The sequence below is a fragment of the Cupriavidus basilensis genome (assembly GCF_029335485.1).
GTDB lineage: Bacteria > Pseudomonadota > Gammaproteobacteria > Burkholderiales > Burkholderiaceae > Cupriavidus > Cupriavidus basilensis_E.
Genome location: NZ_JARJLM010000024.1, coordinates 1 through 21542, shown reverse-complemented (window position 1 = coordinate 21542; position 21542 = coordinate 1). Strand labels below are relative to the sequence as shown.

At 66.7% G+C, this 21542-nt stretch carries 20 protein-coding genes; 13 read left to right on the top strand and 7 right to left on the bottom strand.

Features of this window, described 5'->3' with window-relative positions; translation table 11 throughout:
* Together P3W85_RS01745 and P3W85_RS01740 are read right to left on the bottom strand one after the other, a co-directional pair.
* The coding region (locus tag P3W85_RS01745; RefSeq protein WP_276263499.1) for a hypothetical protein at positions 1-321 on the bottom strand (321 nt) is incomplete at its 3' end.
* A 116-nt stretch (positions 322-437) separates the two neighbouring features.
* Complete coding sequence (locus tag P3W85_RS01740) at positions 438-1322, bottom strand: helix-turn-helix domain-containing protein (protein ID WP_276263498.1); 885 nt, start codon at positions 1320-1322, stop codon at positions 438-440.
* A 409-nt stretch (positions 1323-1731) separates the two neighbouring features.
* Here P3W85_RS01740 and P3W85_RS01735 point away from each other — a divergent pair, with 409 nt between their 5' ends.
* On the top strand, positions 1732-2727 hold the full coding sequence (locus P3W85_RS01735) for a Bug family tripartite tricarboxylate transporter substrate binding protein (protein ID WP_051078368.1): 996 nt from the start codon (positions 1732-1734) through the stop codon (positions 2725-2727).
* A gap of 136 nt (positions 2728-2863) precedes the next feature.
* Here the strand turns inward: P3W85_RS01735 and P3W85_RS01730 are convergent, their stop codons facing one another.
* Positions 2864-3208: a YgiW/YdeI family stress tolerance OB fold protein gene (locus P3W85_RS01730; protein WP_017224140.1), complete on the bottom strand. Its 345-nt coding sequence runs from the start codon at positions 3206-3208 to the stop codon at positions 2864-2866.
* Positions 3209-3421: 213 nt separating this feature from the next.
* Between P3W85_RS01730 and P3W85_RS01725 the strand changes: the two genes are divergently transcribed.
* From P3W85_RS01725 to P3W85_RS01695, 7 genes are all read left to right on the top strand, one after another.
* Positions 3422-4567, top strand: a complete 1146-nt coding sequence (locus P3W85_RS01725; RefSeq protein WP_276263497.1) for an exonuclease SbcCD subunit D — start codon at positions 3422-3424, stop codon at positions 4565-4567.
* Positions 4564-7641, top strand: coding sequence for an AAA family ATPase (locus tag P3W85_RS01720; RefSeq protein WP_276263496.1), 3078 nt, complete (start codon positions 4564-4566; stop codon positions 7639-7641). The genes P3W85_RS01725 and P3W85_RS01720 overlap by 4 nt, the downstream gene beginning before the upstream one ends.
* Before the next feature lie 425 nt (positions 7642-8066).
* Positions 8067-8750, top strand: a complete 684-nt coding sequence (locus tag P3W85_RS01715) for a 3-oxoacid CoA-transferase subunit A (protein WP_017223939.1) — start codon at positions 8067-8069, stop codon at positions 8748-8750.
* 20 nt (positions 8751-8770) lie between these two features.
* Positions 8771-9418 (top strand): 3-oxoacid CoA-transferase subunit B, encoded by a 648-nt coding sequence (locus P3W85_RS01710; protein ID WP_017223938.1) that lies wholly within the window; start codon positions 8771-8773, stop codon positions 9416-9418.
* 152 nt (positions 9419-9570) lie between these two features.
* The gene (gene pcaF, locus P3W85_RS01705) at positions 9571-10773 is read left to right on the top strand and encodes a 3-oxoadipyl-CoA thiolase (RefSeq protein ID WP_017223937.1); all 1203 of its coding nucleotides are present in this window, start codon (positions 9571-9573) and stop codon (positions 10771-10773) included.
* 216 nt (positions 10774-10989) lie between these two features.
* Positions 10990-11721, top strand: coding sequence for an SDR family NAD(P)-dependent oxidoreductase (locus tag P3W85_RS01700; protein WP_017223936.1), 732 nt, complete (start codon positions 10990-10992; stop codon positions 11719-11721).
* Positions 11722-11845: 124 nt separating this feature from the next.
* Positions 11846-12865 (top strand): Bug family tripartite tricarboxylate transporter substrate binding protein, encoded by a 1020-nt coding sequence (locus P3W85_RS01695; RefSeq protein WP_017223935.1) that lies wholly within the window; start codon positions 11846-11848, stop codon positions 12863-12865.
* A gap of 217 nt (positions 12866-13082) precedes the next feature.
* Here P3W85_RS01695 and P3W85_RS01690 read toward each other — a convergent pair whose 3' ends face one another.
* Positions 13083-13304 carry a hypothetical protein gene (locus P3W85_RS01690; RefSeq protein ID WP_035805078.1) on the bottom strand — a complete coding sequence of 74 codons (222 nt, stop codon included), beginning with the start codon at positions 13302-13304 and terminating at the stop codon, positions 13083-13085.
* Positions 13305-13670: 366 nt separating this feature from the next.
* Here P3W85_RS01690 and P3W85_RS01685 point away from each other — a divergent pair, with 366 nt between their 5' ends.
* A complete protein-coding gene (locus P3W85_RS01685; RefSeq protein WP_276263495.1) occupies positions 13671-14222 on the top strand; it encodes a PadR family transcriptional regulator in 552 nt (183 codons plus the stop codon).
* Between the two features lie 118 nt (positions 14223-14340).
* On the opposite strand, the gene P3W85_RS01680 is transcribed toward P3W85_RS01685, so the two are convergent.
* Entirely contained in the window at positions 14341-15342 is a 1002-nt protein-coding gene (locus P3W85_RS01680; RefSeq protein ID WP_276263494.1) for an NAD(P)H-dependent flavin oxidoreductase, read from the bottom strand.
* Positions 15343-15386: 44 nt separating this feature from the next.
* Entirely contained in the window at positions 15387-15767 is a 381-nt protein-coding gene (locus P3W85_RS01675; RefSeq protein WP_430869471.1) for a nuclear transport factor 2 family protein, read from the bottom strand.
* A 382-nt stretch (positions 15768-16149) separates the two neighbouring features.
* Here P3W85_RS01675 and P3W85_RS01670 point away from each other — a divergent pair, with 382 nt between their 5' ends.
* Together P3W85_RS01670 and galE are read left to right on the top strand one after the other, a co-directional pair.
* Entirely contained in the window at positions 16150-17172 is a 1023-nt protein-coding gene (locus P3W85_RS01670; protein ID WP_276263492.1) for a tyrosine-type recombinase/integrase, read from the top strand.
* Between the two features lie 185 nt (positions 17173-17357).
* The gene (galE, locus tag P3W85_RS01665) at positions 17358-18377 is read left to right on the top strand and encodes a UDP-glucose 4-epimerase GalE (protein WP_276263491.1); all 1020 of its coding nucleotides are present in this window, start codon (positions 17358-17360) and stop codon (positions 18375-18377) included.
* Positions 18378-18535: 158 nt separating this feature from the next.
* Here the strand turns inward: galE and P3W85_RS01660 are convergent, their stop codons facing one another.
* Complete coding sequence (locus tag P3W85_RS01660) at positions 18536-18841, bottom strand: H-NS family nucleoid-associated regulatory protein (protein ID WP_017224196.1); 306 nt, start codon at positions 18839-18841, stop codon at positions 18536-18538.
* A 352-nt stretch (positions 18842-19193) separates the two neighbouring features.
* Here P3W85_RS01660 and P3W85_RS01655 point away from each other — a divergent pair, with 352 nt between their 5' ends.
* The gene (locus tag P3W85_RS01655; RefSeq protein ID WP_017224197.1) at positions 19194-19805 is read left to right on the top strand and encodes a flavin reductase family protein; all 612 of its coding nucleotides are present in this window, start codon (positions 19194-19196) and stop codon (positions 19803-19805) included.
* A 200-nt stretch (positions 19806-20005) separates the two neighbouring features.
* A partial coding sequence (locus P3W85_RS01650; protein WP_276263490.1) for a methyl-accepting chemotaxis protein occupies positions 20006-21542 on the top strand: 1537 nt, incomplete at its 3' end.

Here is a 21542-nt window from a genome sequence, read left to right as displayed (position 1 = left end):
GGTCTTCCTGCCGCTCTGGTACGCACTCACGATGCGGTTCATTTCCGCTACCAGCGCTGCGGGCCCGGCAGGCAGGGCGCGTGCAATGCCCTGCATATAGCCAAGCAGTTCCTGCCTGGCCGCCTCGGCGAAATCCATGGTGACGGCCTGGTCCTCATACAGCAGCACATAGGAACGCGCAAAGCCGTACAGCAGGAAATAGGCCGCGGCGTGGGCCGGGTCGGTGTCGATCAGGTCGCGGGTGGCGTTCTTGACCGCCACGAAGGCATCGGTGCCGGGAAGCGAATCCTGGAATTGCTGGAGTGTGGTTTCAAGCGTCATGGCGCAATGGTTCGAGGGCTGTTGGTGAAGACTGGTGAAAACCGAAGACCGGATGGGTCGTGCGAAAAAACGATGCAAGGCTATCGGACTTGCAAGCCTCGTGGAACGGGGCTGGCTCATACGCTGTTCAGCATGCGCCGCAGCAGGGCGGCGCCGTCGCGGCCCTTATAGGCGCGCTGCCACAGGTCATTGACCATGGCGGTGTAAAGCCGCACCGCCTCGGGCGCGGCGGTGACGGTGGCGATGCCGGTCGATACATTGGGGAACTCCCCGAAACGGAACGGGCTGGTCGCTACATAGGCCTTGCCCGGACGCTCGAATACCTGGAAGGTGGCATTGGGCATGCTGCCGTCGACAATGCCGATCTGCAAGCCGATCGGTTGCGCCTCCAGCAGCTCGATCACGCGCTCGACTTCGCGCCGGGCCGCCAGCGAGCGCTCCATGCGCACCGCCGGTGGCAGGTCCAGCCGCCCCACCAGCCCGAAATGCACGAAGCGTTCGAGCGAGCGCAGGTCGATCAGGCTGGTGATGGGCGGCACGCTGCGGGCGAATGACTGCTTGCGTTCCTCCAGCAGTTCCAGCAGCGCGTCGATGGTCGCCACTTGCGGCGGCTGCGGGCTTTCGCCCAGCATCTGCCGCAGGTGGCCGGCGTAGCCGGGCGAGGTCAGCAGATAGGAAATCGGCTCGAAATGGGCCAGGATGCGGGTGGCCCCATGTTCGAGCTGGCGCATGCGCTCGATATACGCCACGGCCGAGTGGTAGTACTCCGACTCCACTCCCAGCATCGAGGCCAGCGAGGTCCCCAGCAGGTGAGCCAGGCGGCCAAGCGTCTCGATCTTGACGATATCGCCCTTTTCCATCCGGTAGATCGCCGCGCGCGAAACGCCCAGCTGCTCGGCGATGGCTTCCGCCCGCAACCCCGCGCCGAGGCGGTAGGCGCGCAGGCGATTGCCGATCTCGATGAAATCGACGGGTATGCCGGCAGCCAGCGGAGCATCCATCCTGGGAAATCTCAAAAAGAAGACAAGGCTCATCCTAGCATGGGCTGCCGCGGAATGGCGAGAGAAGGTGAGGATGCGAGGGGGCGGCGTGCATTGCCCCCTCACCCCGCCATCACCGCGGTCTCCGGCAATCCCACCCGGCGGCTGAAGCGTGATCGGCCTGGCGTCGATAAAGCGATGACGGCCTCCTGGCATCGAAAGCCGGTTTTGTGCGTCAAATTGCATTTCATGCGTGTTTTTGGTGCGGGCAAGCGCTCATTCTGCTTCGCATGGTCTCGTAAACGAGACTTGGCTAGTTTTTTGGATGGCATGTATATTGCGATCCAGCACTGCCGGGCCGGTGATGCTGGCCACCCCCATCACGCTTTTCACACTGAAGGCGCGCCTCGGGCGCAAGAAAAGGAATCCGATGAAGAAGTCCCTCGCCAAGACGCTGTCCGCCGCCGTCACGACTGTCACGGCTGTCACGTTGTCCCTCGCCGTCACTGTCCCGCCCGCTCTTGCCGCCGGGTATCCGGAACGGCCCATCACCATCGTCGTGCCTTACGCCGCAGGCGGCAGCAACGATATGGTGGCGCGCGTGCTGAGCCAGCGCCTGGGCCAGGACCTGGGGGTCTCGGTGGTGGTGGACAACGCGCCGGGCGCAAGCGGTACCATCGGCGCGATCAAGACCATCAATGCGCCGGCCGACGGCTACACGCTGCTGCTGGGATCCAACAGCGAAATCTCGATTGCCAGGTTGACCAATCCGAAGATCCGGTACGACGGGCAGCGCGACCTGGTGCCGCTGCGCATGGTGGGGTCGCAGCCCATGGTGCTGGTGTCCGGCGCGCAATCGGGCATTCATGGCGTGAACGGCTTCCTGGCGCTGGCCAAGAGCAAGAAGCCGGTGAACTATGGCACCTCGGGCATCGGCACGCCGCTGCACCTGTCGGGCGAACTGATTCGCGGCGCCAGCAAGGTCGATATGACCCATGTGCCGTACAAGGGCGGCGCGCCCGCCATCGCCGACCTGATGGCGAACCAGATCGAACTGGGCGTGCTGGTGCTGTCGACCGCGCTGCCGCAGATCAAGTCGGGCAAGCTGCAGGCCATCGGCGTGACTTCGGCCACGCGCTCGCACGCGGCCCCCAATATCCCGGCCCTGGCCGAGAGCAAGGCCCTGGCGGGCGTCGACATGCGCCTGTGGTTCGGGCTGTTCGCGCCAGCCAACACGCCCAAGGCCGTGACCGACAAGCTGTCGGAGGCACTCGCTCGCGCCATCAACGCGCCCGAGGTGAAGAGCAAGCTGTCCGAGGCCGGTGTCGATATCGACGCGAAGGACGCGGCGGCTTTCCGCGGCTTCATCGCCAGGGAGACCGAGGCGTACCGCAAGATCGTCAGCGAAGCCAATATCCAGGAGTAAGGTTCAGGATTAAGGCTGCCCGGGCCGGCCGCCGCGCAGTTGCCAGCACAAAGCCCGGGTGCGAAAGCCCCGGGCTTGGTGTTTTTTACACTCCTGGCTCCTCTTGCGCGAATCGCGCGAATCGCGCGACGACGGCTCAGAGCAGGCGGATCTGCTTGACCTTGAACTTCGGCTCGCCGACCCATTCCTTGTCGTATTCGCCGATCAGTTCCACCTTGGTGGCCGCGCCGACCGGCTGCCCGGCCGGCCACAGCCGCTGCTTGATCTTGACGCGCATCTGCCCGGTGCCGTCATCGAACCGGTAAAGCTCGTGGCCGACGCTGCTGACGATCTGGCCGCGCAGCACCGCCGGCTGGTCGTCCCTGCCATCCGCCTGCAAGGCCTTGACCGTGGCCACGGGTACCGTCGACGGCCCGACGTATTGCGCCTGCGCCATCATGGCCGTGGCTGCCAGCGTTGCTGCGATCAGAATGCGTTTCATCTTTGCTCTCCCTGGGTTGGCTGGATCGGGTCTGGCGCTTTTGCACCAGCACCGGCGTATTGTGGCGAGCGCGGGCTGAACCGAAACTGAACGGCTGGCGGCAGGCGTTTATGATGGCGCTTGCGCTCGCCGCCCGTGCCCCGGTCCGCGACCCGCCCAACACCGCTTCAGCGCCGGCGCTGCGCCGGCCATCGCTCCAACAAGGGATTCACATTGCGTTTTCTTCACACTGCCGACTGGCATCTCGGACGCGTGTTCCACGCGCGCAGCCTGCTCGAAGACCAGGCCTGGGTGCTTGACCAACTGCTTGCTCTGGTCCGCGACCTGCGGCCCGATGCGGTGCTGATCGCCGGCGACGTCTATGACCGCGCGGTGCCGCCTCCCGAGGCGGTGGCGCTGCTCGACGACGTGCTGGCGCGCATCGTGGTGGACGCGGGCGTGCCGGTGGTGATGATCGCCGGCAACCACGACAGCGCGCAGCGGCTCGGCTTCGGCGCGCGGCTGCTGACGGCGCGGGGTTTGCATGTGGCCGGCCTCGCCGGGCGCGAGGCGGCCTGCGTGACCTTGTCCGATGCGGCTGGCGAGGTGCGGATCTATGCCTTGCCCTATGCCGAGCCCGCGGCCGTGCGCGATGCCTTCGGCGTGGAACTCCCTGGCCACGAGGCGGCGCTTGCCGCCCGCCTGGACGCGATCCGGGCCAGCCATCCGGCGCATGCGCGCTCGGTGGTGGTGGCGCATGCGTTCGTGATCGGCGGCGAAGCCAGTGAATCCGAGCGCCCGCTTTCGGTGGGGGGCAGCGGTGCCGTTGCCGCGAGTGTGTTCGACGGCTTCGACCTGGTCGCGCTTGGCCACCTGCACCGGCCGCAGACATTCAACGAGCGGATTCACTATGCCGGCTCGCTGCTGAAATACTCGCTGTCCGAGGTCACGCACGCCAAGTCGGTCTCGCTGATCGAGCTGGCCGGCGATGGCACGGTCGGCATCGAGCCAATCGCGCTCTCGCCACGGCGCGACCTGCGCATCGTCGAAGGGCAACTGGCCGATCTGCTGGCGCAGGCCGCCGCCGATCCGCGCCGCGACGACTATATCCACGCGGTGCTCACCGATGCCGGTGCCTTGCTCGACCCGATGGCCCGCCTGCGCCAGGGCTACCCCAACGCACTCGCGCTCGAGCGGGCCGTGCTGACGCGCAGCGGCGAGGCCGGGGCTGCCGGGCAGCGCCTGCGCCAGCTGGACACCGGGGAGCTGTTCGCCGACTTCTTCAAGGAGGTCGCGGGCGAGGCGCTGGACGAGGACAAGCGCCGCGTGCTCAACCAATTGCTCGAAGGCATTGCTGCCGCCGACCGGGAGTCCGCATGAGACCGCTGCGCCTGAAACTGCAAGCCTTCGGCCCCTTTGCCGCCAGCGAGGAGATCGACTTCAGCCGGCTCGGGGAGCGGGCCTTCTTCCTGATCCACGGCCCCACCGGCGCGGGCAAGACCACCTTGCTCGACGCCATCTGCTTCGCGCTTTACGGCGATACCTCCGGTGGCGAGCGCAGCGCGCAGGACATGCGCAGCGCCAATGCCGATCCCGGCCTGCGCACCGAGGTCACGTTCGAGTTCAGCCTGGCCGGCCAGCGCTACCTTGCCACGCGCTCGCCGGCGCAGGAGCGGCCCAAGCTGCGCGGCGAGGGCACCGTCAAGGAAACACCCAAGGCCCAGCTCGACGCGATGGGCGAGGGCGGCTGGACCAGCAAGGCCAGCCAGCCCAACAAGGTGGACGACTACGTGCGCAACCTGCTGGGTTTCGACAGCAGCCAGTTCCGCCAGGTGATCGTATTGCCGCAGGGGCGCTTTCGCGAACTGCTGACGGCCGACTCCAAGAGCCGCCAGGCCATCCTGGAACGCTTGTTCCGCACCGAGCTGTACCGGCGCGTGGAGGACTTGCTCAAGGGCCAGGCCGCGGGCATCCGCCAGCAGGCCGAGCGCTTGCACATCGAGCAAGCGGCGCTGCTGCAGCAGTATCAGCTTGAATCGGTGGATGCGTTGCGGGAGCAGGCGGCGGCGCTGCAGGCCCGGCTCGATGCGCTCAGGCAGCGCGACGGCGCCGCGCGCACCGCGCTGGAGCTTGCCGCGCTGGCCAGCCGGCAGGGCGAGCATGCCGAAGCACGCCTGCGCGAACAGCGCGAGACCGAGGCGGCCCACGCCGCCCTGCTGGCGCAACGGCACGAGGTGGAGGCGCAGCGGCTTCGCCTGCAGGCGGCGCGCAGGGCCGCGCAGGTCGAGCCCTTCGAGCAACACCTGGGGCAGGCCAGGCAGGAACATCAGCAGGCACAGCAGGCGCTGGCCACGGCAAGCGCGCGGGCCAACGCCTGCGCGATGGCCTCCGCAGCGGCGGCAACGGCGCTGGAGACCGAAGTGGCCCGTGCCGGCGAGCGCCAGCTGGCGCAAAAGCATGTAGCCGAACTGGAGGCCATGCTGCCGCAGGCGCAACGGCTTGGCGCCCTGCAGCAGGATTTGCAGCACGCGGCCAGCCAGCAGGCGCAGAAGGCCGCAGCCCATGCCGGCGCCGTGCAGGCGCAGCAGCAGGCAAGCGTGGCGCTGCGGCAGGCCGAGGCCAGCCTGGCCCAGGCGCAGGAAGGCGCGCGCGGGCTGGAGATGTTCCAGCTCCAGCAGGCCGGGCTCGCCCAGCAGGCGGCCACGCTCGACAAGTACGCAGCCACGCTGGCGCAATGGGAACAGGCGCGGCATCAGGCGCAGGCCGACCAGCGCGCCGCGCAACAAACCGCCACGCGGCAGGCGCAGGGCGCCTTGCAACTGCGCGAGACCGAACTGGCCTGGCGGGCGGGCCAGGCCGCGCGGCTTGCCGAGGGCCTGCGCGACGGCGATGCCTGCCCGGTCTGCGGGAGCGTTGCCCATCCTCATCTGGCCTTGCATGTCGAAGCGCCGGTTTCCGACGAGGCGCTCGAGCACGCCCGCGAGGCGGCCCGGCTCGCCGACCAGGCCGCCCAGGGCGCGGCCAGCCGGGCACAGGCCGCGCTGCTGGCGGTGGTGCATCGCCAGGAACAATTGGACGAACTGCGCGCAGCCGTGGGCGCCGCGGAAATGCCGCCCGGCGCGGCGCAGGATCCGGCCGCCGCCAAGCTGCGACTGGCCGAGGCTATCCAGGCGCTGCGCACGCAGCAGCAGGCAGCCGGGCTGGCGGCCAGCCAGTGCCAGCCGCTGGCCGCCGAACTGGAGCGGCAGCGCGGCGCACTCGCGACTGCGGAAACCGCCATCCGCGCGGCCGATGCCGCCGCGCAGGACGCCGGCCAGCGCCACGCCAGGCTGCAGGGCGAGTGGCAAGCGGCTTGCGCGCAGGTGCCGCCGGACCGGCGCGAGCCCGAGCGGCTGGCACGCGCCCTGGCGCAGGCGCGGCAGGATCTTGCCGCGCGCGAAGCTGCATTGGCCGCGGCGCAGGGCGCCGACAAGCGTGCCGGCGCGGACCTCGCCGCGGCGCAGGCCGCGCAAGCCGCCGCGCAGGCCAGCCTTGCCGGCCATGCCCAGCGCGAGCAGCAGGCGGGCGCCGTGTTCGCCAGCGCACTGGAACAGGCTGGCTTTGCCACGCGCGAGTCTTATGCCGAGGCGCGCCTGCCGGGCGCGCAGGCGGGGCAGCTCGAAGCCCTGGTCAATCGCTTCGACCTGGATCTTGCCGCCGCCACCGATCGCCGCGAGCGCGCCGCCCTGGCCGCGCGGGACCTGGCGGCGCCAGACCTGCCGGCCCTGAGGCAGGCGCAGGCCGACGCCGCCGCCGCGCTGGAAGCGTTGGTCGCGCAGCAGGCCGACCTGCATCGCAGCCGCGAGAACCTGCTGCAGTGCCAGCAACGGCTGGATGCCCTGGCCGCCGAGGGCGCGGATATCGAGCGCAGCTATGCGGTGCTCGGGCGCCTGGCGGAAGTGGCCAACGGCAACAATCCGCGCCGCATCACTTTCCAGCGGTTCGTGCTGGCGACCTTGCTCGACGAGGTGCTGGAGGCGGCTTCGCTGCGGCTGATGCGCATGAGCCGCAGCCGCTACGAACTGCAGCGCGTGCGCCAGCAGGGCGACCTGCGCAGCGCCGGCGGGCTGGACCTGGAGGTGTTCGACCACGATACCGGCATGGCGCGCCCGGCCAATACGCTGTCCGGCGGCGAGGGCTTCCTGGCCTCGCTGTCGCTGGCGCTGGGGCTGGCCGACGTGGTGCAGTCACGCGCGGGCGGCATCCAGCTGGATACGCTGTTTGTCGACGAGGGGTTTGGCACGCTCGACCCCGAAAGCCTGGATTTCGCCATCCGGACCCTGATCGACCTGCAGCAGGCCGGCCGGCTGGTGGGCATCATTTCCCATGTGGCCGAATTGCGCGAGCGCATCGACGTGCGGCTGGAGATCCGGCCCGGGGTGGGCGGCAGCCGGGCGGCGCTGCAATTGCCATAGAAGGCCGGGAACGCGTGCCCCGCCGAGGCGTGAAGGGCGTAAGCTCTGCCTTGTTTCCGCCCCGGCCGGCACCACGCGGAAGGCCTGCCCGCAAGCTGGCTTACAACTGGCCTACGATCGTGTCCGGCAACCGCACAAGCGATTTTCCGTTGCCTTGACCACCTCCGGATAGGGGGTGTAATCTGTTCATTCTGCGAATTGAAGTTCGCAATTAGAACAAATCAGAATAATCAGAACAACCAGAAAAATCAAAGTCTGTTGGATTCGTGTCTGGCGAAGCACCTTGCGCAGTCAATGCATGGCGTGCAAGCCGGATGGACCTTCCGGCAGGACTGTCCGGAGACAGCGTTTGCGCGCCGCCTGATTTCCCTGCTTGGCGGCCGGTTCCCGGATAGTTCGTCCGGACTCTCGGAACTGGAACGCAAGTGATCAACAAGCTATTCGACTCGGTGGAATCGGCCATGGCCGACATCCACGACGGCGCCACCATCCTGATTGGCGGTTTTGGCATGGCCGGCATGCCGGCGGAGCTCATCGACGCGCTCATCGCCCAGGGTGCCCGCGACCTCACCATCGTCAACAACAACGCGGGCAATGGCGACACGGGCCTGGCCGCGCTGCTCAAGACCAAGCGTGTGCGCAAGATCATCTGCTCCTTCCCGCGCCAGGCCGATTCCTACGTCTTCGACTCGCTCTACCACGCCGGCGAGATCGAGCTGGAACTGGTGCCGCAGGGCAACCTGGCCGAGCGCATCCGCGCCGCCGGCGCCGGCATCGGCGGTTTCTTCACCCGCACCGCGTACGGCACGCCGCTGGCCGAAGGCAAGGAAACCCGCATCATCGACGGCCAGGGTTATGTCTACGAGACGCCGATCCATGCCGACTTCGCGCTGATCAAGGCGCTGCGCGCCGACCGCTGGGGCAACCTGACCTACCGCAAGACCGCGCGCAACTTCGGCCCGATCATGGCCATGGCGGCCAAATGCCCCATCGTGCAGGTCAGCGAGATCGTCGAGCTCGGCGAGCTGGACCCGGAACACATCGTGACCCCGGGGTTGTTCGTCAAGCGCGTCGTCAAGATCGACGGCGCCAGCCAAGCTGCCGCCTGAGCGCCAAGGAGATCCCCAATATGCAACGCCTGACCCGCGATCAGATGGCCGCCCGCGTGGCCAAAGACATTCCCGACGGTGCCGTGGTCAATCTCGGCATCGGCCTGCCCACCCTGGTCGGCAATCACCTGCCGCCCGACCGTGAAATCCTGCTGCACAGCGAGAACGGCCTGCTCGGCATGGGCAAGGCGCCGCCCCCGGGCGAGGAAGACGGCGACCTGATCAACGCCGGCAAGCAGCCGGTCACGATCAAGCCGGGCGGCTCGTATTTCCACCATGCCGATTCCTTCGCCATGATGCGTGGCGGCCACCTCGACTTCTGCGTGCTCGGCGCGTTCCAGGTCTCGGAGAAGGGCGATCTGGCCAACTGGCATACCGGCGCACCGGGCGCGATCCCTGCCGTGGGTGGGGCGATGGACCTGGCCATCGGCGCCAAGGAAGTGTTCGTGATGATGGAACACCAGACCAAGCAGGGCGAAAGCAAGATCGTGCCGCAATGCACCTATCCCCTCACCGGCATGGCCTGCGTCACGCGCATCTATACCGATCTCGCGACCATCGATGTCACGCCCGACGGGCTGGTGGCGCGCGACCTGGTCGAGGGCTTGTCCTTCGAAGAGCTGCAGCGCCTGTCCGGCGTGCCGCTCAAGCAAGGCGCCACGGCCTGACGGCCTGGCAGGCGCGGCGCGTGCCGGGTGCCTTGGGCGCCGGCGGCGCGCCGCCGTCCCGCGCACGCATCCCGGCGCGTACGCTTCCAGGCTGCACGCTTTCACGCACAAGCCTTTCACGCACAAGCAATAGAGAAACCTGAGAGACAACCATGACCGAAGCCTTCATCTGCGACGCCATCCGCACCCCCATCGGCCGCTACGCCGGCAGCCTGTCCGCGGTACGCCCTGACGACCTGGGCGCGGTGCCGCTCAAGGCGCTGATGGCGCGCAACCCGAACCTCGACTGGTCGGCCATCGACGACGTCATCTATGGCAACGCCAACCAGGCGGGCGAAGACAACCGCAACGTGGCGCGCATGTCGCTGCTGCTGGCAGGCCTGCCGCAGAGCGTGCCGGGCGCCACCATCAACCGCCTGTGCGGTTCGGGCATGGACGCCACCGGTACCGCGGCGCGCGCGATCAAGGCCGGCGAAGCCGGCCTGATGATTGCCGGCGGCGTGGAAAGCATGAGCCGCGCCCCGTTCGTCATGGGCAAGGCTACCAGCGCCTTCTCGCGCGACGCGCAGATTTTCGATACCACCATCGGCTGGCGTTTCATCAACCCCGCCATGCGTGCGGCCTATGGCGTGGACTCGATGCCCGAGACCGCCGAGAACGTCGCCACCGACTACAAGATCAGCCGTGAAGACCAGGACCTGATGGCGCTGCGCAGCCAGGAGAAGGCTTCGCGGGCGCAGGCCGACGGCACGCTGGCACAGGAAATCACGGCCGTGACGATCGCCCAGAAGAAGGGCGATCCGCTGGTGGTGGAGCGCGACGAACACCCGCGCGCCACCAGCATGGAAGCGCTGGGCAAATTGCGCGGCGTGGTGCGCCCGGACGGCACCGTGACCGCGGGCAATGCCTCGGGCGTCAATGACGGCGCCTGCGCCATCCTGCTCGCCAGCGAAGCCGCGGCCCGCCAGCACGGCCTGACGCCCAAGGCCCGCATCGTCGGCATGGCAACCGCCGGCGTGGCACCGCGCGTGATGGGCATTGGCCCGGCGCCGGCCTCGCAGAAGCTGCTCAAGCAACTGGGCATGACCATCGACCAGATGGATGTGATCGAGTTGAACGAAGCCTTCGCCGCGCAAGGCCTGGCCGTACTGCGCGAACTCGGCGTGGCCGACGACGATGCGCGCGTCAACCCGAACGGCGGCGCCATCGCACTGGGTCACCCGCTTGGCATGAGCGGCGCCCGCCTGGTGACCACCGCCATGTACCAGTTGCACCGCACCGGCGGCCGCTACGCGCTGTGCACCATGTGCATCGGCGTGGGCCAGGGCATCGCCATGGTGATCGAACGCGTCTGACCAGCCGCGTCCGACGTCATCCGCGCCGTGGGCTCCGGCCCGCGGACGCCGACCGCTCAAGATCTCTGCGCCCCTGCCGTTAGTACCTGGCGGAAGTGCAGGCTGAGACAGTTTCCCAACGCAAAGAAGCAGCGCGACAGGGCCGACCGGCTCGCCGGCTCCTGTCGCATCCTCTTCAGCATGACCCGGCGCGGTTGTCGCCGGTCGGAGTAAGTGATGTCCCTTCCCGTTGCCACGCTCGTTACCGGTGCCAGTTCCGGTATCGGCCGCGCCATCAGCGAAATGCTGCTGGCCGATGGCGTGACCCAGGTGGTCAATGTCGACTATGTCGCCCCCGCCTGGTCGCATCCCAATATGACGTTTTTCCAGGCTGACCTGACCGATGCCGCCGCGACCCGCGCGGTGGCCGAACAGGTGACCTCGCGCTTCGCCGTGACCCGGCTGGTCAACAATGCCGGCGCCACCCGTCCCGGCACGGCGGATACCGCGCGCGTCGAGGACCTCGATTATGTGGTCGGCCTGCACCTGCAAGCCACCCTGCTGCTGACGCAGGCCTGCCTGCCCGCGATGCGCGCGGCAGGCTTCGGCCGCATCGTGAACATGGCCTCGCGCGCGGCGCTGGGCAAGCCGGAACGCGTGGTGTATTCCGCCACCAAGGCCGGCCTGATCGGCATGACCCGCACGCTGGCAATGGAACTGGGCGGCGACGGCATCACGGTCAATGCCGTGGCGCCGGGCCCGATTGCCACTGAACTGTTCCGCAAGAGCAACCCCGAAGGCAGTGAGCAGACCAGGCGCATCCTCGCCAGCATCGCGGTCAAGCGCATGGGCACGCCGGAAGACGTGGCGCGCGCCTCGATGTTCTTCCTGTCGCCGGAGAACGGCTTCGTCACCGGGCAGGTGCTCTATGTGTGCGGTGGCACCACGCTCGGCGTGGCGCCCGTGTAAGTCCCGCGGCGTGGGTGGGGCCTGTCGCGCCAGCGTAATCATGGCGCCGCACTTAGTCAGTACAAACTAAAAAGAAGGCCCGCGCCACAAGCGCGGGCTCACAGCGAACTTTCCTGGAGCAAACATGAAATCCGATTCCCGAGGCCGTACCCTGCACAACGGCGCGCGCCGCCGCCTGCTGGCTGCCGGCGTGGCACTGGCTGCCACCTTTGGCGGCATGACCGGTGCTGCCTATGCCCAAGGCAACTACCCGACCAAGCCGATCACCCTGATCGTGCCATTCTCGGCCGGTGGCACCACCGACATCCTGGCGCGCATCGTTGGCCTGCAACTGGGCAAGGCGCTGGGCCAGCCGGTCGTGATCGATAACCGTCCGGGCGCGGGCGGCAATATCGGCGCGTCGCTGGCGGCCAAGGCCCCGGGCGATGGCTATACGCTGTTCATGGGCACCATCGGCACCCATGCCATCAACCAGTCGCTGTACTCGAAGCTGCCGTTCGATCCGGTCAAGGACTTCGCGCCGATCACGCGCGTCGCCATGGTGCCGAACATCGTGGTGGTGAACCCCAAGGTACCGGTCAATAACGTCAAGGAACTGATCGCCTACGTCAAGGCCAACCCGGACAAGCTGTCCTACGGTTCGTCGGGCAGCGGTTCGTCGATGCACCTGTCGGGCGAGCTGTTCAACTCGATGACCGGCCTGCATATCCAGCATATCCCGTACAAGGGCAGCGCCCCTGCGGTGAACGACCTGCTGGGTAACCAGATCGGCCTGATGTTCGACAATATGCCGTCGTCGTACCCGCATGTGAAGGCAGGCAAGCTGCGCGCCATCGCCGTGACCTCGGCCAAGCGCTCGCCCGCGCTGCCGAACGTGCCGACCGTGGCCGAATCCGGCGTGCCAGGCTATGAAGCCACTTCCTGGTTCGCGCTGTACGCCACCGGCGGCACGCCGCAGCCGATCGTCGATCGCCTGAACGCCGAAGTGGTGAAGATCCTGGCCATGCCGGAAGTGCAGAAGCAGATGGCCGACCAGGGCGCGGAACCGCATCCGGAAAAGCCGGCCCAGCTGGCCGCGTTCATGAAGCTGGAAGCCGCCAAGTGGGCCAAGGTGGTGAAGGCTTCAGGCGCCACCGTGGACTGATGGCAAGCCCCGGCCCGGATGCAATGCCCGGGCTGGCGAGCGCCAATGAACCGGCCCTTCGGGGCCGTTTTTTTTTGCGTCGGCCGGTTGTTGTTGTCAAAGAAAAAAGCCCGCGATTTCTCGCGGGCTTAATCCTGGCCCGCGCACACCGGGCAGGAGGAGACGGGGAAAAACAATAAGGCGAAGCGGCAGCGAGGGAGACGGCGCACCCGGCCGTTCAGGCCAGGTTGTACTTGACGACCTGCTCTTCCACACCGACGAAACGCACCAGCTGGCGCAAGCCGCTGGCGTACTCCTTGATATGGTGGCCTTCCGGCGTATCCGGCAGGCGGTAATACACCGGCATTGCCGCTGCCGGCACCGGTTGCCACGCTACTCGCGTGCCATCGGCTTCCCACGGAACATCTCTGTCTTCGGCGAACTCTGCTTGTCCTTGCATGGACCACTCCTGGTGGATGACGGCATGCGCTGCGCGGGGGCCGAGAACTGGCGACAGGCATGCAGAATGACTATGTCTGCAAATGTATTGCACCTCGTTGGAAAATGCCATTTCGTATTTTTTAAATCTGGGTCCGCTTTGACATTGATTTGTAATATTTGCTGTAATTAACCGCGCTATATCGGGCCGCCTGTGCGGGCGCGGATCCATCGCCGGGTGCGAGGCAGGAGGTATCCGGCGGCATGTGCTTCGATGGGTCCTGCCCGGGCAGGGCTTTGCGCTACCATAGGCGTTCGCCCTCAAAGCCAGGCCGGCGTGGCGTTTTCCCGCCCGGCGGCCGGCTTCCACGTCACGCTTTCCTCTTGCATGTCCGTTCAGCACGCACTCCTGACTTCCCTACTGGAAAAACCATCCTCCGGCTATGAGCTGGCGCGCCGTTTCGATCGTTCGATCGGCTATTTCTGGCATGCCACGCACCAGCAGATCTATCGGGAGCTGGGCCGCATGGCCGAGCATGGCTGGATTGCCGCGGAGGAAGGCGAGGGCGATGCGAGAAACCGCAAGAAGGTTTATTTCGTGCTGCCGCCGGGGCGCGAAGAGCTGGCGCGCTGGGTGCTGGCGCCCACCGCCGGACTGGACCTGCGCGATGAAATCCTGGTCAAGCTCCGCGCCGATGCCGTCGTGGGCCCGCTAGGGCTGGGCCCGGAGATGGAACGGCTGATCGGACTCCACCGGGAGCGTCTCGATACCTATCGGGAGATCGAGCTGCGCGATTTCTCCGCCGCACAGCCGACGCGCGGCCAACAGCTGCAGCATGCCTTGCTGAAGCGTGGCATCCGGTATGAAGAGGATTGGGTGTCGTGGGCGGAGGATCTGCTGCCGCTGCTGGCCCTGGCCAGGCAGGAGGACCCGGCCTGAGGCGCCGCGTGTTGCCGGCGCCCGCATACTGCGACAAACACCCCCGCCAGCCGCGCGGGGGCAAGGGCAATCCGGCGCGGCCAAGCGCCGGATTGCCAATGATGACCTGATGGCGTGCTCAGGCCAGGTCGGCGGAGACCGCGCCGCCGGCGTGCGCCGTCTGCGGAGCGAGGCCGAGCCGGCGGCGTGCCAGCGCGTATTCCTCGGCGAAGCGGCGCACCAGGTCGGCCGCCGGCACTACGCGCTTGATCGCGCCCACGCCCTGGCCTGCGCCCCAGATGTCCTTCCACGCCTTGGCGCTGCCCGAGCCGAAATTCATCTTGGACGGATCCGATTGCGGCAATGCCTCCGGATCGAGTCCGGCATTGACGATACTTTGGCGCAGGTAATTGCCGTGCACGCCAGTGAACAGGTTCGAGTAGACGATGTCGGCGGCGTTGCTGTCGACGATCATCTGCTTGTAGCCGGCCTGTGCGTTGGCCTCCTCGGTGGCGATAAAGGCCGAGCCCACATAGGCCAGGTCGGCGCCCGCGGCCAGCGCGGCGAGGATGCCGTCGCCGCTGGCAATGGCGCCCGACAGCAGCAGCGGACCGTCGAACCATTCCCGGATTTCATGCAGCAGCGCGAACGGCGACATTACGCCGGCATGGCCGCCCGCACCCGTGGCGACCGCGATCAGGCCGTCGGCGCCCTTCTCGATGGCCTTGCGTGCAAAGGTGTTGTTGATGATGTCGTGGAGCACGATGCCGCCATAGGAGTGGACCGCGTCGTTGACCTCGGTGCGCGCGCCCAGCGAGGTGATGACGATGGGCACCTTGTAGCGCACGCACAGTTCCAGGTCGTGGTCGAGCCGGTCGTTCGACTTGTGCACGATCTGGTTGACCGCGAACGGCGCCGCCGGACGATCCGGATGCCTGGCGTCGTGCTCGGCCAGTTCGGTGGTGATGCGGTCCAGCCAGTCGTTCAGTACCGGGCCTGGGCGGGCATTGAGCGCGGGGAAGGAGCCGACCACGCCGGCCTTGCACTGGGCGATCACCAGGTCGGGGTTGGAGATGATGAACAGCGGCGAGCAGACCACCGGCAGCGAAAGGCGGTTCTGGAGAATGGCGGGAAGCGACATGGCGTTTTTGCGAAAGTGGAAACGGTAGAACGGATTTGGCGCGATCAGGCGGTGGCGCCTTGCAGCACGGATTTCTGGCTGGCGAGCCGGGCGGCCATCGCGGCAGCGAGCGCATCGAGGCCGCTCTTGGGACGGACCATGACCTCGAAGTCGTCGATCTTGCCGGCTTCATTGAAGCGGATCATGTCGATGGCCTTGACGGACTTGCCGTCGACGGTCGCGCTGAACTCCAGCACCACGCTGCGGCCATCGTCGCTGACGAAGGAGCGGTGATAGGTGAAGTCCTGGAAAACCTGGTTGACGGATTCCAGCACCAGCCGCAGGGCGACGCGGCCGGGATAGGGCGTGTGGGCCACGGGTGAATGGAAAACCACTTCGTCGGCCACGATGCTGTCCAGGTCGGACATGGAATGGGTGGCGATCATGCGGTGCCAGGTTGCCAGCGAGGCCTGGGCTGCCGCTGACAGGGTTGCTTGGGTCACAGTGTCTCTCCTCCGGGAAGGGCCGGGGGCGTAGGAATCGCCTGTTCCGGCAAGCTGCGGTACGCCATTGCGCTCCGGCCGCTGGTGTCCCGAATCACAACGAGGTTCAGACTCAGGGCACCAAGGCCACGGCATGGCGGCTTATCCATCGCTATGCAACCAGTTGCATAGCGATGGATAGAAGGTAGCAGCAGCCGACGCCGATTGCAATGGCCCTGTGCGCGATGCGTACAGAAGACTTGTCTATCGGCTCGCTCATGGGCTCGGTCTTTTGTGGCGAGTTGTCTACAATACCGGCATTGCCCTAAACCATGCAGGAGCGCGAGTGAGGACTGACATTAGCGCCAACGGGCCTGCCAAGCCACCCTCGGCCCTGTTCGATGCGGACCTGGAGGCCTGGCGCACGCAACCGGAACGCGCTTTCGACGGCTGGCTGGCCCGGCATGGCTTTCGCCAGGGTACAGCCGTGGTCTATCGCGCGATGTGGGGCAAGCTATTGCGGTGGTCGGGCGAGCGTGGCGTGGCACCGCTGGCCTGGTCGGCCGAGCAGATCGGTGCTTTCCTCGACGAGCAGGAATTGCACAAGCACCACCGATACCGCTATGCACGGCTGATCGAGCGGGTTTTCCATCATCTCTCCCAACTGCAGGACGGACTGCACAACCCGGCCAGCCAGGCAGTGCGCGCTCACCTCGCCGAAGGCGAGAACGATCCGACCGCCTTCCTGCTGCCCGCCGAGCGCGAGGCGCTGATTGCACGGGTGCTGGCGCCGGCGCTGGTGCCGCCCGGTCCGGACGGGGGCGCGCCGTCGCCCACGCAATGGAAGCGCGCGCGCGATATCGCGCTGGTGGCGGTTATGCTCGGCGCGGGCCTCAAGGTGGGAGAGGCCCGTGAACTACGCACCGACAGCATCGCGGCCGATGCCGGTGCGCTGCACCTGGTGCGGGCCGACAATGGCCGCGCCTACGATGCACCGGTGTTTGCGTTCGCGCGGGCAGCCCTGCTGGCGTGGCTGGATATCCGCGTGGCCGCGGGCACGCTTGGCAGCCTGGTGTTCCCGGCGATGCCGAACGGGCGGGCGCTGCACGCCGCCTCGCTCTATCGCCGGGTGGAAATCCTGCTCGACGAGGCCGGCGTGCTGGCCGGGCGCCGCGAGCGGGCCTCCCCGCAGACGCTGCGCAATACCTGCGGTGCACTGCACTTCGAGGCGGGCGCGGCCCCGGCCGAGGTTGCCCAGCGCCTGGGCATGCGCGACCTGGAGTCCGGCTGGCGCCTGTGGGCGGCCTTCGAAGCCTGGCAGGCGCGCACGGGACTCACGGCGCCGCCCGGTACCGGCGGGCGCGCCTGACACGGGAATGGATGATGCCAACTGTTATGCTTAGCCGGCATTTCAACCTGACGCCGGAGATCCTGCCGGGCAGGGCCGGCTCGCATGCCGGTGGCCGGAAGCCACGTTTTCACCCCTTGCGCCATATCGTGCGCGCTCTTCAGGCGCCCGTTCCGTCTCTTTTCTCAACTTATTGATGAATCGCTATGTCTGAAACTCTGCTGCTCACGGGAGCCACCGGTTATATCGCGTCGCACACCTGGGTCGCCTTGCTCGAGGCCGGCTATCACGTGATCGGCCTGGATAATCTCTGCAACAGCAATCGCATCGTGGTGGAGCGCATTGCGCGGATTACCGGCCAGCACCCCCATTTTGTCGAGGGCGATGTCAGGGACCGGGCTTTGCTGGACCGCTTGTTCGCGGAACACCGCATCACGGGGGCGATTCATTTCGCCGCGCTCAAGGCGGTGGGCGAATCCGTCAGCAAGCCGCTGGATTATTACGACAATAATCTGAATGGCCTGCTGACGCTGTGCTCCGCCATGAACGCGGCCGGCGTCAAGCAACTGGTGTTCAGTTCGTCCGCCACGGTGTACGGCAATCCGCATGCGGTACCGATCCTTGAGGATTTTCCCCTGTCGGCCACCAATCCCTACGGCCAGACCAAACTGATGGGTGAGCAGATCCTGCGCGACCTGGAACGCTCCGATCCGTCCTGGCGCATTGCCTACCTGCGGTATTTCAATCCGGTGGGCGCGCATGAAAGCGGCCTGATCGGCGAAGACCCGGGCGGCATCCCGAATAATCTGATGCCTTATGTGGCGCAGGTGGCCGGCGGCCGCCGCGAGAAGCTGATGGTGTACGGCGGCGACTATCCCACTGTCGATGGCACGGGTGTGCGTGACTACATCCATGTCTGCGACCTGGCCGACGGCCACCTGGCTGCCCTGGTCTACCTGCGGGACAAGCAGCAGTGCCTGACGGTGAATCTCGGCACCGGCCGCGGCTACAGCGTGCTGGAGGTGGTGGCAGCCTACCAGCGTGCCAGCGGCCGGCCCGTGCCTTATGAAATCGTGGGGCGGCGCCCCGGCGATATTGCCTCGTGCTATGCCGATCCGGCGTTGGCGCAATCGATGATCGGCTGGCGCGCGCAACACGACATCGAGCGCATGTGCGTGGATTCGTGGCGCTGGCAATCGATGAATCCGCTTGGATTCGCTGCGTGACCCGCAGCGCCGGGCCACTTCCGTTTCCGCGCATCCCGGGATGGCGCTGATCGGGGTGGTGCAAACAAGAACGGCCGGGCAAAAGCCCAGCCGTTTTCGGGATTGCAGCCGGCAGGTGGCGGGTTGGGTTTGGCCACCGCGCCGGCTGTGGTCCCGGTTCAACCAATCAGGAAGTCTTCGATATTCTTGCCGGAAGCCAGGGCCTGGGTCAGCCAGCCCGGGCGCTTGCCACGGCCGGTCCAGGTATTGCCTGCGCCGTCACGGTAGCGGACCGGCACCTTGCGGGTTGCCTTCTTGCCGGGAGCAGGCTTGCTGCCGAAACCGAGGTCGTCCGCGGTCAGTCCATATTGCTCGATTTTCTGGCGAATATCGGCGATGACGGAAGCCTGCTCACGTGCCTTGATTTCCTCGGCTTGCTTCTGCAGTTCGCTGATTTTCTGAACAATTTCCTGATAAGTCGCCATTAGGGGCCTCGATTTACTGGGTGGGCGTGATGAGTCCGATGAATTATAACGTCATGAAGGAATCCTGCAAACGATTTTAACCCTGGTGGGATGAATTCTGATAAATCGCAGGTAGCACCTAATTAATGAACTTCTGTGCGCGCGGCCGGTCATCGGCGCGAATCGATTTTGGCGCGGCAAGCGCTTGGCCAAGGCGGTAAAATCACCACGATAGTGCGGTTTTCGCATTCCGCCGGTTTTGCAATGACGCAACGGAATAACCTTTCCCCGCGTATTGGCGGACTCCAGGAGTGCGTTTGCTGCAACAATGCCGGTCTGTCCGCCCCCGACCGAACACGCTGCCAACCCTGCCATGTTTCCCGATCCGACCCAGTCCGGCGCCGAGCCCTCGTCCCAGGTTGTTCCCGTAGAACTGGCGAAAGCCTACCGCCTGTTGAACCACGGCCCGGTCACGCTAGTCACCAGCGCTCACGCTGGCCGGCGCAATGTGATGGCCGCGTCATGGGCCATGCCGCTGGACTTCCAGCCGCCCAAGGTGGCGGTGGTCATCGATGCGCGCACGCTGACGCGCGAACTGGTCGAGGCCTCGGGGGAGTTTGTCCTGAACATTCCCGCTCGCGCGCAGGCGGCCGCCACGCTGGATGTCGGCTCGCACTCCGGCCGCGCGAAAGACAAGTTTGCCGCTGCCGGGCTGGCTACCTTCCCGGCGCGGGAAGTCGGCGCGCCGCTGCTGTCCGGCTGCCTGGGGTGGCTGGAGTGCCGCGTCATCCCCGAGCCGGGCAATGCCCGGCGTTACGATCTGTTTATTGCCGAAGTGGTCGCTGCATGGGCCGATCCGGCTGTCTTTTCCGAAGGGCGGTGGCATTTTCCCGATACGGAGTGCCGTTCGATACACTATCTCTCCGGCGGCGCATTTTTTGCGACCGGCGAGGGTTTCCAGGTGCCGCCTGGGGGCGGCGAGTGAGCAGGGCAGAGGGGCACCCCGGCGGCGCCGGGGGATGCCCGGGTGGAGTCCCCGGACACGCGGCGTGCAGGGTACGGTACGCCGCTCAAGGAATCGCGAAGCCCCGCCGTTATCTGCCCTGAGCGGGTCGCTGGGGGTGTCGATCCGCCGGGCCGGGGCTGGCAATGGCTCCGCGCGTTCCTCACTGTATCGGGTGCTTCATGTCTTTCCATAACAATATCCAGATCAAAACCTTGTTACGCGGCGCCATGGCAATGTTGTCGCTGCTTCTGATACTGGTCGGCGCCGCCGGCCTGCTCGGTATCTCGCGCAGCAACGATGCGCTCCGGGAAACCTATGGCAACCAGCTTGCCTCGGCGCAGGCGCTCAGCGAATCCATGCTTGGCACGACCCGCATGCGCCTGGCGCTGGACCGGGGCGTGATGCCGGGCGACAGCGCCGGCGCCAAGGCGATCGTGGACCGTTCGATGGTCTTCGTCGACAGCGCCGAGGCGGCCTGGAAGCGTTATATGGCGCTGCCGCAGGACGACGAAGAGAAGGCGCTCGCCACCGAACTCGACCGCCGGCGCAAGGATTTCATGGAGCAGGGCGTCCAGCCGTTGCAGAAGGCGCTGCTGGAGGGGAATGCGGAACAAGCACTGGCGATCGCCAAGACAAAGATGCCGGAACTGCAGGTCAACATGACTTCTGCGTACGATAACCTGCAGAAGTTCCAGTTCCGTACCGGCGAGGCCAACTTCAATGACGCGCAGAGCCACTTTCAACTGGTGCGCGTGCTCTCCTTCGCGCTGATCGGGGTCGGGATGCTGGTGGCCGTGCTGTGCACCGTCACGCTGCATCGCGCCATTGTGCGGCCGGTGGAAGAGGCGCTGAAGGTGTTCGAACGCATCGCCGCGGGGGACCTGACCTCGCGCATTACCAATGTTTCCCGCAACGAGATCGGCCGCATGATGCAGGCGCTGGTTGCGATGCAGGACAGCCTGTCGAATATCGTCGCCCAGGTGCGCGGCGGCACCGATTCGATCGCCTCGGCCACGCAGCAGATTGCCACCGGCAACCTTGACCTCTCCCAGCGCACCGAAGAGCAGGCCTCATCGCTGGAACAGACGGCGGCCAGCATGGAAGAGCTGACGTCGGCGGTGCGGCAGAACGCCGACAACGCCCGCCAGGCCGGCGTGCTGGCGACCGATGCCTCGCAGATCGCGCTCAAGGGCGGCGACGTGGTCGGCCGCGTGGTCGACACCATGAACGAGATCAACGGCTCTTCGCGCAAGGTGGTGGAGATCATCGGCGTGATCGAGGGCATTGCCTTCCAGACCAATATCCTGGCGCTGAACGCCGCGGTAGAGGCCGCCCGGGCAGGCGAACAGGGCCGCGGTTTCGCCGTGGTGGCCGGCGAGGTGCGTACCCTGGCGCAGCGCTCGGCGGCCGCCGCGAAGGAAATCGAGGCGCTGATCAGCGAATCCGGCCAGCGTGTCGAAAGCGGTACCAGGCTGGTGGCCGAAGCCGGCCAGACCATGGGCGAGATTGTCGGCGCGGTCAAGCGTGTCACCGATATCATGAATGAAATCAGCGCGGCCACGCAGGAGCAGACCAGCGGCATCGAGCAGGTCAACCAGGCGGTGGCGCAGATGGACCAGGTCACGCAGCAGAATGCCGCACTGGTGGAGGAAGCCGCGGCCGCGGCTGGCGCGCTGGAAGAGCAGGCGCAGAAGCTCAACGGCGTCGTGTCCGTGT